The organism is Rathayibacter agropyri (assembly GCF_013249015.1).
In the GTDB taxonomy this organism is placed as follows: Bacteria; Actinomycetota; Actinomycetes; order Actinomycetales; family Microbacteriaceae; genus Rathayibacter; species Rathayibacter agropyri.
Window position 1 is genome coordinate 271,814 of the sequence record NZ_JABRPL010000002.1, and the last position, 12,849, is coordinate 284,662.

Here is a 12,849-nt window from a genome sequence, read left to right on the forward strand (position 1 = left end):
GGGCGGCTCTGCATCCACTGCATTCAATGACGAAGGAACAACAGTGACCACAATGAAGCGCGCTCTCATCGCCGGTATCGCCGGCGGAGCGATGATCCTCTCCCTCGCCGCCTGCTCCTCCGGAAGCGGCGGCTCTGGCTCGGGGTCCGGCGGCGGCGGCCTCGTCGGCGTCGCGATGCCGACCAAGTCGTCCGAGCGCTGGATCGCTGACGGCAACAACGTCAAGTCGCAGCTCGAAGAAGCTGGCTACCAGGTCGACCTGCAGTACGCCGAGGACGACATCCCCACCCAGGTTTCGCAGCTCGAGAACATGATCACCAAGGGCGCCAAAGCCCTGATCGTCGCCTCGATTGACGGCACCACCCTCACGAGCGTGCTCGAAGAGGCGAAGTCCAATGACATTCCCGTCATCGCCTACGACCGCCTCATCCGCAACTCCGAGAACGTGGACTACTACGCCACGTTCGACAACTACAAGGTCGGCGTCCAGCAGGCCACCTCGCTCCTCGCCGGCCTCGGTCTGACCGACCTCACCGGCGCCAAGGCTGCCACCGCCCCCGCGGGCCCCTTCAACATTGAGCTGTTCGCCGGAAGCCCCGACGACAACAACGCCACGTTCTTCTTCAACGGCGCAATGGACACCCTGAAGCCCTACATCGACAACAAGACGCTCGTCGTCAAGTCCGGCGAGACCGACTTCAGCACCGTCGCTACCCTCCGCTGGGACGGTGAAGTCGCCCAGAGCCGCATGGAGGACATCATCACCAAGACGTACTCCGACGGCTCCAAAGTCCAGGGAGTCCTCTCGCCCTATGACGGCCTCAGCCGCGGCATCATCTCGGCTCTGACCGACGCCGGCTACACCGTCGGGTCCGACTTCCCGATCATCACTGGTCAGGACGCCGAACTCGACTCCGTCAAGGCGATCATCGCCGGTGAGCAGTACGCGACCATCTACAAGGACACCCGCGAGCTCGCCAAGGAGGCCGTGAAGATGGCGCAGGCCGTCCTCGAGGGCACCGAGCCCGAGGTCAACGACACCGACACCTATGACAACGGCAAGAAGACCGTCCCGGCCTTCCTGCTCGACCCGGTCATCGTCACGAAGGACCAGATCCAGTCCGTGCTCGTTGATGGCGGCTACTACACCGACGCCGAAGTCAACGGCTGAGCTATCGCGGGCCCCGCGGAGAAGTTTCTTAGCCGTCACCTGCGGTGACGAGCACTGTGCCGGGCCTCCGAGAGGAGGCCCGGCTCTCTGAAGGAAAGGAGGCACGCGTGACCACGAACATCCTCGAGATGCGCGGCATCACCAAGACGTTCCCGGGAGTGAAGGCGCTCCAGGACGTCACACTCAATGCCCAGCGCGGCGAGGTCCACGCAATCTGCGGAGAGAACGGCGCCGGTAAGTCGACGCTGATGAAGGTGTTGTCCGGCGTTTATCCTCACGGCACCTACGAGGGCGACATCGTCTTCGAGGATGAAGTGATGCAGTTCGCGAACATCCGCGACTCGGAAGCGAAGGGCATCGTCATCATCCACCAGGAGCTGGCCCTCAGCCCCTACCTCTCCATCGCGGAGAACATCTTCCTCGGCAATGAGGTGCGCGGCTTCGGCGGGCTGATCGACTGGAACAAGACCAACCAGGAGGCGGCCGCTCTGCTCGCCCGCGTCGGTCTGCGTGAGAACCCGACCACCAAGATCCTCGAGATCGGAGTCGGCAAGCAGCAGCTCGTCGAGATCGCGAAGGCGCTCTCGAAGCGGGTCAAGCTGCTCATCCTCGACGAGCCGACCGCGGCGCTGAACGACGAGGACTCGGACCACTTGCTTGACCTGATTCTGCACCTGAAGGGGCAGGGGATCACGTCGATCATCATCAGCCACAAGCTGAACGAGATCAAGAAGATCGCGGACACCGTCACGGTCATCCGCGACGGCAAGACCATCGAGACGATCGCCCACGACGACGTCACCGAGGACCGCATCATTAAGGACATGGTCGGCCGCGACCTCGACCACCGCTATCCGGATCACACGCCGCATATCGGCGAGGAGATCCTGCGCGTGGTCGACTGGACGGCCCACCACCCTCAGGACCCCACTCGGGTAATGGTCGACAAGGTCAATCTGACCGTGCATCGCGGCGAGATCGTCGGCATTGCGGGCCTCATGGGCGCCGGGCGCACCGAATTCGCCATGAGCCTCTTCGGCCGCTCCTACGGCAGCCGCATTTCCGGCCAGGTGTTCAAAGCGGGCAAGGAGATCAAGATCCGCAACGTCTCGGAGGCGATCGCGCATGGCCTCGCCTACGCGACCGAGGACCGCAAGCATTACGGCCTCAACCTCATCGACGACATCAAGCGGAACATCTCGCTCGCGTCACTGGACAAAGTGGCACGCGGCGGACTGGTCGACGACAACCGCGAGTTCGAGGTCGCCAACGAGTACCGCGGCAGCATGAATATCAAGTCGCCGACCGTGCTCGCGAAGACCGGGAAGCTCTCGGGAGGTAATCAGCAGAAGGTCGTCCTGTCGAAGTGGATTTACTCCGACCCGGACGTTCTCATTCTCGACGAGCCCACCCGCGGTATCGACGTGGGGGCAAAGTACGAGATCTACACCATCATCAACCGGCTCGCGGCACAGGGTAAGGGGATCATCGTCATCTCCTCCGAGCTCCCCGAGCTGCTCGGCATCTGCGACCGCGTCTATGCGCTGTCGGAAGGCCGCATCACGGGCGAGCTGCCCATCGCCGAGGCGACGCCCGAGGCAGTCCTCACTCTCATGACCCAGGAGAAGCAACGATGACCGATCTGCAGAACGGCCCGTCCACCGCGGCGGGCGCGCAGGTGAAGCCCACCGAGAACGCCTTCACGAACCGCCTCAGTCACGTGCTGGGCGACCTCGGCAAGAACGGCATCTTCATCGCCCTGATCGTGGTGGTGGTGCTGTTCGAGGTCATGACAGGCGGAATCCTGCTCCGCCCGCAGAACATCTCGAACCTGATTGTTCAAAACGGCTACATCCTGATCCTCGCCATCGGCATGGTGATGGTGATTGTGGCCGGGCACATCGACCTCTCGGTCGGCTCGGTTGCCGCCTTCGTCGGCGCGATCTCGGGAGTGTTCGCGGTCAATCTCGGCCTCCCCTGGTGGCTGTCGATCGTCCTCTCCCTTCTGATCGGTGCGGCGGTCGGAGCCTGGCAGGGCTTCTGGATCGCCTTTGTCGGGATCCCGGCGTTCATCGTGACGTTGGCGGGCATGTTGATCTTCCGCGGCCTGGCGCTCGTCGTCCTCGGTAACGCGAATATCGGCTCCTTCCCCACTGAGTACCGCGCGCTGGGAAACGGATTCCTCACCGACCTGTTCGGCAAGACCGATCTCGACCCGCTATCGCTCGTCATCGGCGCGCTCGCGATCGTCGCGTTCACCGTGCAGTCCGTGCGTACTCGCCGCGGCCGGCAGAAGTATGCGCAGAGCGTGGAGCCAGGCGCCTGGTTCGTCACCAAGCTCGTCCTGGTCGCAGTCGCAGTCGCCGCCTTTGCTTACGCGCTGGCCACCTTCAAGGGCATCCCGGTTACGCTGATCATCCTCGCCGTCCTGGTGCTGATCTACGGAGTGGTGATGAACCGCTCGGTCTTCGGCCGTCACGTCTACGCCATCGGCGGCAACCTGCACGCCGCTGAACTCTCGGGCATCAAGACCCGTAACGTCACGTTCTGGCTGTTCGTCAACATGGGCGTCCTCGCGGCGCTGGCCGGCCTCGTCTTTACCGCGCGCCTCAACCTCGCTGGACCGAAAGCAGGCGACGGCTTCGAGCTCGAGGCCATCTCGGCCGCCTTCATCGGCGGCGCTGCGGTTCAGGGCGGCGTCGGCACCATCGGCGGCGCGATCATCGGTGGACTCATCATCGGCGTCCTGAACAACGGTATGTCGATCATGGGCATCGGCAGCGAGTGGCAGCAGGCGGTCAAGGGCCTCGTGCTCCTGCTCGCGGTCGCCTTCGACGTCTACAACAAGCGCCGCTCGGGCGGACGCTAGGCCCTGGGGTCGTGCCCGACTGGTCGCGGTACCTGCCGCTGGGCACCGGACCCTCGGTCGACGAGACGGGCGTCAGCAGTGACTGGCGCCCCCTCGTCGCCGAGCGGCTCGACCGCCTCGCCGTCCTGGCCGCCTCGCCCACCCTGACGGAGAGGGAGGCGGCCAGTGCCGTCTCCCGGGACGCCCTCCTCGGGGAGCTCGTCGTGCGGCTGTCGAGCAGCACCCGCCAGCGCGTAGCCACCCGCTTCGGCGCTCGCGAAGCCTCCTCCCCTCCCCCGCCCGCCGACGTCCCCGCCGCTCTGGCAGCTCTCGCCTCCGCTCGCCGCTCAGGCAGCGGACCGCGTTCCGTGGCCGAGCTGGTCGAGGTCGTCCGCGTCGAATTCGCCCTCTCTCCCCACCCGTTCGCGCTGCCGCCCCGTGTCTCCGGAGCCGTCGCCCTCGACCGCCTGCAACGCGCGCCGCTCGCGATCCGCGCCGCCGTCCGCGGTCGCACCCTCTCGCCGACCGATGCGGAGTGGGAGCTGGGCGCCGGCCCTGCCCTGCGCGTCCCGGCCGACGCGCTCCTCCGGTTCCTGCTGGGGGTCGGCCCGTTCCCGGCGGAGCCCGGCGCCGAGCCCACCTGAGCCGGGCGCCTGCCCACCCGTAGCATCGGGACATGTCGCGCTCACTGCCGAGAAGCACTCCGTCCGCCCGTTGCCTCGACGCCGAGGGAGTTCTCGCTTTCGTCGATGCGGTCGAGGCCGCCCCCGGCGTCGAGCTGCACGGCCTGATGGTCGTGCAGGGTGGCGACGTGGTGGCCGAGGGCTGGTGGGCGAGCTCGACGCCGAGGTGACGGATCTACGCTCGCGCTCGATCCGTGTCCGTCATGTCCTCGCGATGGCCAGCGGCCACACCGCCGAGACGATAGACCGGGTCCGCGCGATCGATCCGGTAGACATGGTCCGCGGCTTCCTCCTCCTCCCGCCCGAGCAGGAGCCCGGGAGCGTCTTCGCCTACAACCAGCCCTGCACCTTCACGGCCGCCGCGATCGTCCAGCGGGTCAGTGGTGACTCGCTGGTCGACTACCTCCGCCCGCGCCTGCTCGATCCACTCGGTATCGGCGAGGTGGCCTGGCAGCGCGACGCCTCCGGCCGCGAGATCGGCTACAGCGGACTGCATGCCACGACAGAGGCCGCCGCCGCGCTCGGTCAGCTCTACGTGCAGGAGGGGCGCTGGGGCGACCGGCAGCTCCTCTCCCCCGAGTGGGTGCGCGAGGCCTCGCGCGCACACATCGACACGCACGAGGACGGCGGGCCGGACTGGCAAGCGGGCTACGGCTTCCAGTTCTGGCGATCCGCCTTCGGATACCGGGCGGATGGCGCCTCTGGGCAGTTCAGTCTGATCGTTCCCGAGCTTGAGCTGGTGGTCGCGCTCACCGGACAGACGACGCAGACGCAGACGCTGCTCTCGCTGGCGTGGGAGCACCTGCTGCCGGCGGTAGGGCGCGGGTCGACTTCGGAGGCGGATGCGCGGCTGGTCGACCGGCTCGCGGCGCTGGCGCTGCCTCCGCTTGAGGGTGCCTCCCCCGCCACCGGCAGCTACACTCCCGCGGCGGGGTCGTCGTGGCTGTCCGCCGTCGAGGTGTCAGCGGAGGCCGGTGGGTGGACGTGCTGTTCCTCGAAACGCCGCACCGGCTGCACGTTGAACTCTCGCCGGAGGGACGAACGTTCACCGCGCAGTGGGAGACGGAACCACTGCACGACGGGACGCTCGGGGAGTTGCGCGCGCCGCGGTGAGGAGCGAGCGACCGGCTGCGCGCCAGAGCGCTCCAACCGAGAAGGCCACTCCGTCGCCCTCGAAGCACCTGATCGGGCCGCCATTGCTGCCTTCGAGTCAGGAGCCGTACAGTCAGGAGCCGTACAGCGAGACCCACGGACCTTCGACGCGGATACCGAATGCGCCGCTGGCGACATTTGCGATTGGCCCGACGTTCGCGTGGAATTCCATTTCCGCCCAGGCGGGCCCCTCCGACCCCGCGGTGGGGCGCTTGATTCCGCCGGAAACAGAGCAGCTGCCGACAGAATTGTTGCAGCCGGCTCCGCGGTAATCCCGGACTTTGTCGGCCGCGTAGTCGACCCGAAATGACGCAGTGCTGACAATGTCACTGATAGCGATCTTGCAGTTGCTGAACCAGCCGCCGCCATAGCTGCATTCGCTTCTCTGCGGGTCAATCGCCTGCATCGAGGTTCCTTTGTCCGTCGTCGGCGTCTGCTGCTCGATCCACCGGCGCGAGCCGTCGCTAAAGACGCTGACGGTGCGCGTACGACCGGCGCGCTGCTCGGTGAAGGTGGAGACCGGGATGGATGAGCTGATCTGGGACTCGACCGCCTTCCCGGCGTTCAGGGTAGCGATCAGGCTCGCCTGTTCATTCGCGGGAACGCCCGCGTCGGTCATCACCGCCGAGACGGCATCGATCTGCGCGGCGGTCAGGTATCCAGAGGGAGCATCATCGGCCGTGGCAACCGGGCCGAGGGCGACGGAGGCGAGAACCGCCACTGTCGCTAGGCCGGTCGACATTCGCTTCACCCAAGCGGCACAGTGCATTATTGTCTCCCCCGAGAACGTCCAGATAAGTCCGGAGAGGACATTGCCAGAGGCCGACACACCTCCGCAACCTGCCCCGGCCTCCCGGGGCAGCGAGGGAACCACGAACCGTCGAGGCCGCCCGCTCCAGCGGGCTCCCTGACTGGTTCAGGGCTCCCTCACTGGGGACGTAGTCACACGTCGACCCGTTCGGCCGCTGGCGCGAGCGGCCCGGGAGCGACGGCCCGCAGATGGGCGCGGCGAAGAAGCGGGAAGCCGACGCGCAGCAGCGCGGCGACAAGACGCAGCGGAACGTGGGTCGTCTCGTGCGCCTCGAAGGTCCTGCTGAACCGCAAAAGGTAGTCGTGAAAGTCGGAGGCGGTGCAGTTCAGGCGACGCGCCGAGATCGTGACCCGCACGGCGGAGTCGAAGTGGATGGGCAACGCTCGTCGGGTCAGATGGATCGCGAGGTCAATGTCCTCATGGAATCGGTCCTCGACGTCGGCGCACACCTCGTCGGCGATCAGCAGCCACGCATCGCGCCGGATCGCCATGTTCGAGCCGAACAGGTACGGCTGACGCCGCTCGAGGGCGAACAAAAGCCGCCGCACCCCGAGGTCGAGGCGCCCGAGTACAGATGCGCCGACGACGTCGTAGTAGCCGACTGAGCCGGTCACGGCGCAGACGGAACCGGATGCGAAACTCGCCGTCAGCCGCTCCACCCAGTCGTTTCGGACGACGGTGTCGGCATCGATGCGCGCGAGGACGTCTCCCTGGGCCGCCTCGAACCCGTGGTCGCGCGTCGGGATCAGCCCCTGGCGGCGGTCCTGCCGCAGCACGCGGATCGGGACGCCGCTCGGTTCCATCGCGAGCACGCGCTGGACCGTGTCGTCGGTCGAGAGGTTGTCGACGACGATCACCTCGAACGGCGCGACCGTCTGCCTCTGTAGCGCCTCGAGGCAGCGGATGATGCAGTCCTCCTCGTTCCAGACGGGGACGACGACCGAGACACGCACCTCCACATCATGGCCGCTCGCGCCGCTTTCCCTCCACAGCGGGCGTCGTTTCGCGCCGCGGCGTCGGACGGTGCCAGGCTAAGCCTGCAGAGTTCGGGCGGCTCTCGACCGAGGACCGAGGCGTCCGCGATCCCCTGCACGACCGTTTTCACGCTGGAGCTGATCACGTGACGCCTCCCGACCGGACCGACCTCGGGGCACGCCGTGGACACACGCCCACCGATCAGGAGTGTCACGCGGCTCTCGAAGCTCAGATCCGCCGGCTCCGCCTCTCGATTGGCGAGGACGTCTGACCGCTCAGCCCCGTCGCACCGTGTCGACACATGGCGGGCTCAGTTCGACGGGACCGCGCAGGTCTGCTGTGCAGCGGTCTGGCCGGGGGCTGCCAGTTCCTCCGGGGCGGCCGGCCCCTGGGTCGCGGCGGGCGTCCCGGCTCCCTGTTGCGGTTGCTCTGCGGCCGGAGTCGAGGCCAGCGTGACGGGCTGGTCGTTAACGACCCGCGTCATCAGTTCGGCGCCGAGCACCGTGTCCGGAACGACCTTTCCGGGGCGGTTGGGGTCATCGAGCACCGGGTACTGCACGAACACCATTTGCGACAGATCGATGTCCTTGAGCGAGAGGGCGAGCGCGATCATCGTCGCCGGACTCGTCATGGTGGTCGAGAGGTGCAGGTTCGAGGACGCTGCGTGGGCGAGTCCGTAGAGCGCTGGGAAGTTCGAGAGCGTGTTCGCGGAGCGGACGGTGCGCATGAGAGAAGCGAGGTACTGCTGCTGCGAGGAGATGCGGCTGAGGTCGCTCCCGTCGCCGACACCGTGGCGGGTGCGCAGGAACGCGAGCGCGGTCGCTCCGGACACGGTCGTGGTCCCCGCGGGTAGGTCGAGCCCTGAATCGGTATCGAGAACCGGACCGGACAGGCAGATGGGGACGCCGCCGACGGCGTTGCTCATCTCGATCACGCCGTCGAACGACACCCAGCCCGCGTAGGGGACGCTCAGGCCGGTGAATCGCTGCAGGGTGTCGTTGACGCAGGCCAAGCCCCCGTCCTCGAAGGTCGAGTTCAGCGAGACGCCCGCCTCCGCCGCGTTGACGGTGCCCGTCTTGGTGTCGGTGCAGTCGGGGCGATCGAGGATCAGGTCGCGGGGGAAGCTGATCACTGTCGCGCTGCGGTGATCGGCTGACACGTGCAGGAGGATATTGACGTCGTTGAGGGTCGCGTCGCGGACCCCGAACCGCTCCCCCTGGGTCGCATCGTTGTCGGTACCGACGACGAGAACGGAGAAGCCGCCCTCGATTGCCCCCATCTGCGAGCCGGCGCCACCGGGAGCCTCGATACCTAGGTCGACCGCGTTGTCCGCGACGTTCCGGCTGATACTGACCGTCGCGATCGCGACGAGCGAGGCTCCGCTCACGGCGAGCACGCCCAGGCAGGCAGCGACCAGGAGGAGGAGGGAGCGGGCACCGGACCGCGGCCGCAGGCGCCCATGCCGGACGTAACGATCGGGACTACTCATCGTGCCGGCCATTCCTTTCACCCCACCCGCAGGGGGGTCGCTCTCGCGCGCCAGTGTACGGACGCGCCGAGACCCGCGCCCGCTTACCGGCGCCCCGGCGCGGTCGGCGGCGCGGACGGCGGCCGCCGCTCGCGCAGGAACTCGCCGCGGTCCTCAGCCTCAGCCGTTCTGACTGATGTCGACCGAACTGTTCGCGTCGACACCGGCTGCCGCCCTCCCGCTCTCAGTCCTGAGCGACGGCCACCGCTACCACGAGCGCGGAGTGCACCGCCGACTCCGAGACCGCGAAGTAGCGGCTCGAGCCCTCGATCCATGCCTCCGTCGCGCCCTCGCGGGCGCGCACCGCGTCGATCCCGATGTCACGGCCGGTCGCCAGCGCCGCGACGACGGCGCCGTCGCAATGGGCGATGCTGATCCCCATCCGCCCGAGCGCGGGGTGCTCCCCGCCGAGGACGGGGCGGCCGTGCGGACCCGAGCAGTGGCCGCGCGACGTCGGGCGGCTGTTGAATGGGAGGGATGCAGACCTTTCTCCCCTACCCCGACCTGGCCAGCAGCGTCCGCGCCCTCGATAGCAAGCGACTGGGCAAGCAGCGGGTCGAGACGCTGCAGGTGATGCGAGCGCTCACCGTGCCCGGCTACGGCTGGCAGAACCATCCCGTCACGCGAATGTGGCGCGGCTACCGGCCCGCCCTCATGGCGTACCAGCGCGAGACCTGCGCCGAGTGGGCCGCACGCGGCTTCGCCGACACCTGCCTGGTGAAGACGGAGGCGGCACTCGCGGCCGTGCCGCCGGACCTCGCCGCGTACCTCTCCGGTGAGTACCCGATGCCGCCGTGGTTCGGCGATGAACTCGTGCATCTCTCGCACCGCTCGAAACTCGTGGCGAAGGACGAGGAGCACTACGCCCCGCTGTTCCCGGGCACGCCCAACGACCTCGACTACGTGTGGCCGGTCACCGCCTGAGCATTCGCGGGGGTCACGCCGGCAGACAATCGCGGCTCCTCCACGGCTTCACAGCCGTTTCGGGCCTCTGGCCGGGCCTTCGTCTTCGGGAAGTCTCGGGTTAGTCTATCGAGGTTGACCTCGCGCAGACAGCGCGCAGGGCGTCGGCCACGGTCGTCGTATCATCCGGGGGATTTCCGAAGGAGAAGGTTTGACGTCCGACAGAAAGACCATCGGAAGTGTCATCAAGGCGACCATCGGCTTCCTGGGCATGAGTGTGGTGGCCGGAATCCTCGTGACCGCCACCGTCACCCCCGCCGTGGCTCTCGCCGGAGTCGCCGCGAACGAGTCGATCGGAGTCTTCGACGGACTGCCCGACTACCTCGAGGTCGACAAGCTTTCCGAGAAGAGCAACATCTACGCGACGAGCGCCAACGGCTCACCGCAGCTGCTCGCCTCCTTCTACGTCGAGAATCGCGTCGAAGTCCCGCTCGACCGGATCGCGCAGTCCGCGAAGGACGCCGCCGTCTCGGGTGAGGATCCCCGCTTCTACGTGCACGGCGGAGTCGACCTCCCCGGCACGCTCCGCGCAGTCGCCCAGACCTACGTGCTCGGTAGCGACGTGCAGGGCGGCTCCTCCATCACGCAGCAGTACGTCAAGAACGTGCTCGTTGAGAAGGCCGTACGCAATATCACCGACGAGGCCGAGCGCGCCGCGGCGATCGATGAGGCAACCCGCACATCGCCCGAGCGCAAGCTCCGCGAGATGAAATTCGCAATCGGCCTTGAGAAGCAGTACACGAAGGACCAGATCCTCCAGGGTTACCTCAACATCGCGTTCTTTGGAGGCACCACCTACGGCCTCGAGACCGCGGCGAATTACTACTACGGCACCACCGCGGCCGACCTCTCGATCGCCCAGGCGGCGTCGCTCATCGCGATCGTGAACAACCCCTCCGTGCTGCGGATCGACCAGCCCGATAACGCGGACAACGGCGCCGCGAACGGCTACGCCCGCAACAAGGACCGCCGCGACTACATCATCGGAAAGATGCTCGAGGAGGGGAAGATCTCGCAGGAGGATCACGATGCCGCCGTCGCCACTCCCGTCGAGCCGACAATCACCCAGCCCAGCACCGGCTGCTCGACGGCGGGGAACGCGGGCTTCTTCTGCGATTACGTCACCAACGTCCTGCGCAACGACAGCATCTTCGGTGCCGACGAGGACAGCCGCTGGAGTAATTTCCGCCGCGGCGGCCTCGACGTGTACACGACACTCGACGTCGACCTCCAGAACGCTGCGCAGCGGAACCTCGACGCCCAGGTGCCGCGCACCATGCCGAACTTCGACGTGGGCGCGGTCGTCGTCAGCGTGCAGCCCGGCTCCGGACGTGTCCTCTCGATGGCGCAGAACAAGACGTACTCGCAGGATCCGGACGTCCAGGCGGCCGACCCCACGGCGACGGGCGTGAATTACAACACCGACTTTTCCTACGGCGGATCCTCCGGCTTCCAGCCCGGATCCACCTACAAGATCTTCACTCTGATGGAGTGGCTCAAGGAGGGGCACAGCCTCAACGAGAGCGTGAACGCGAAGGTCCGCTCCGACTGGGGGACCTTCGAGGACAGCTGCAACGCCAACGGCACCTGGTCGCAGGCCGGCTGGTCACCGAAGAACGATGAGGGCGGCACCGGCGACACGTGGACCGCGGCGTACAGCACGAAGAAGTCCGAGAACACCGGCTTCGTCGCGATGGCGAAGAAGCTGGACCTCTGTGCGATCAAGGGAACAGCCGAGTCGTTCGGCGTGCACCGCGCCGATGGGAACGTCCTCGGAGAGAATGGGTCCGCGGTCCTCGGGACCAACGAAGTCGCTCCGCTGAGCATGGCCACGGCATTCGCGGGCATCGCTGCCGGCGGGACGGTCTGCAGGCCGGTCGCTATCGACAAGATCGTCGACTCCAGCGAGGCCTCCCTCCCCGTTCCTGCCGCCGACTGCAAGCAGGCGATTGACGGCAACGTTGCGGCGACCGCCGCTGTTGCCCTGCAATCCACCTTCGATGGCGGAACGACCACGGAGAGCAACCCCGGAGACGGCACTCCCCTCATCGGCAAGACCGGAACGACAGACGACGCCATCGCCACCTGGATGAGCGGCGCCAGCACGAAGGTCGCGACCGTCGTCGGCGTCATGAACGTCAACGGCTACGTCAATCAGCGGGCCGTGACGTTCCCGTCCGGCCCCGCAGCACTCGCGCGACACCGGATTTGGAAGCCCTACATGCAGACGGCGAACGCGAAGTACGGCGGCGACAAGTTCCCCGTGGCGGATGGATCGCTGCAGGTCGTACCAGCGCCCACCGTCCCGGATGTGAAGGGACTTACCGTCGCCGATGCGAAGGCCAAGCTCGACTCCGCGGGCTTCGACTTCGTCCAGGGCGGTACCGAAGCGAGCGACGCACCTGCTGGGACGATCACCCGCGCTGAACCCTCTGGCACGGCAGCACCGGGGACCGCAATCACCGTCTTCACGAGTTCCGGCACTCAGAAGACCGTGCCGAGCGTGACGGGGCAGGAGCTCGAGGCCGCGAAGAACGCGTTCGGAGCGGCGGGCTTCACGAAGCTCACTCTCGCCTGCTCCGAGAACCCGAACGCCCCGGACACCGGGCAGGTCACGGCCCAAGAGCCGGCGGCCGGCTCGCCCGTCGCTCCGGACGCCGCCCTCAAGGTGACCATCACCGCGAAGAAGTGCCCCTGACCTGCACCTCCAGCTCGGGA

The 12,849-nt window shown here is 67.2% G+C and carries 11 protein-coding genes; 8 read left to right on the plus strand and 3 right to left on the minus strand.

The window, feature by feature from the left end:
- Positions 1–52 precede the first annotated feature (52 nt).
- From chvE to HRF29_RS06845, 6 genes are all read left to right on the plus strand, one after another.
- Positions 53–1,171 carry a multiple monosaccharide ABC transporter substrate-binding protein gene (gene chvE, locus HRF29_RS06825; RefSeq protein WP_173246701.1) on the plus strand — a complete coding sequence of 373 codons (1,119 nt, stop codon included), beginning with the start codon at positions 53–55 and terminating at the stop codon, positions 1,169–1,171.
- A gap of 107 nt (positions 1,172–1,278) precedes the next feature.
- Complete coding sequence (gene mmsA, locus HRF29_RS06830) at positions 1,279–2,808, plus strand: multiple monosaccharide ABC transporter ATP-binding protein (RefSeq protein ID WP_173246704.1); 1,530 nt, start codon at positions 1,279–1,281, stop codon at positions 2,806–2,808.
- On the plus strand, positions 2,805–4,040 hold the full coding sequence (mmsB, locus tag HRF29_RS06835) for a multiple monosaccharide ABC transporter permease (RefSeq protein ID WP_173246708.1): 1,236 nt from the start codon (positions 2,805–2,807) through the stop codon (positions 4,038–4,040). The genes mmsA and mmsB overlap by 4 nt, the downstream gene beginning before the upstream one ends.
- 11 nt (positions 4,041–4,051) lie before the next feature.
- Positions 4,052–4,663, plus strand: a complete 612-nt coding sequence (locus tag HRF29_RS06840) for a hypothetical protein (protein WP_173246711.1) — start codon at positions 4,052–4,054, stop codon at positions 4,661–4,663.
- A gap of 32 nt (positions 4,664–4,695) precedes the next feature.
- The gene (locus tag HRF29_RS14665) at positions 4,696–4,872 is read left to right on the plus strand and encodes a hypothetical protein (RefSeq protein ID WP_222929611.1); all 177 of its coding nucleotides are present in this window, start codon (positions 4,696–4,698) and stop codon (positions 4,870–4,872) included.
- On the plus strand, positions 4,848–6,164 hold the full coding sequence (locus HRF29_RS06845; RefSeq protein ID WP_222929612.1) for a serine hydrolase domain-containing protein: 1,317 nt from the start codon (positions 4,848–4,850) through the stop codon (positions 6,162–6,164). Before HRF29_RS14665 ends, HRF29_RS06845 begins: the two co-directional genes overlap by 25 nt.
- A gap of 632 nt (positions 6,165–6,796) precedes the next feature.
- Here the strand turns inward: HRF29_RS06845 and HRF29_RS06855 are convergent.
- The 3 genes from HRF29_RS06855 to HRF29_RS06865 form a co-directional block, all read right to left on the minus strand.
- Positions 6,797–7,618 (minus strand): glycosyltransferase, encoded by an 822-nt coding sequence (locus tag HRF29_RS06855; protein WP_173246717.1) that lies wholly within the window; start codon positions 7,616–7,618, stop codon positions 6,797–6,799.
- A 332-nt stretch (positions 7,619–7,950) separates the two neighbouring features.
- Complete coding sequence (locus HRF29_RS06860) at positions 7,951–9,129, minus strand: LCP family protein (RefSeq protein ID WP_173246720.1); 1,179 nt, start codon at positions 9,127–9,129, stop codon at positions 7,951–7,953.
- A 223-nt stretch (positions 9,130–9,352) separates the two neighbouring features.
- On the minus strand, positions 9,353–9,550 hold the full coding sequence (locus HRF29_RS06865; RefSeq protein ID WP_173246723.1) for a 4'-phosphopantetheinyl transferase family protein: 198 nt from the start codon (positions 9,548–9,550) through the stop codon (positions 9,353–9,355).
- A gap of 95 nt (positions 9,551–9,645) precedes the next feature.
- Here HRF29_RS06865 and HRF29_RS06870 point away from each other — a divergent pair, with 95 nt between their 5' ends.
- Together HRF29_RS06870 and HRF29_RS06875 are read left to right on the plus strand one after the other, a co-directional pair.
- Positions 9,646–10,092: an MSMEG_6728 family protein gene (locus HRF29_RS06870; protein WP_173246726.1), complete on the plus strand. Its 447-nt coding sequence runs from the start codon at positions 9,646–9,648 to the stop codon at positions 10,090–10,092.
- Between the two features lie 190 nt (positions 10,093–10,282).
- The gene (locus HRF29_RS06875) at positions 10,283–12,829 is read left to right on the plus strand and encodes a transglycosylase domain-containing protein (protein ID WP_246226810.1); all 2,547 of its coding nucleotides are present in this window, start codon (positions 10,283–10,285) and stop codon (positions 12,827–12,829) included.
- Positions 12,830–12,849 lie beyond the last annotated feature (20 nt).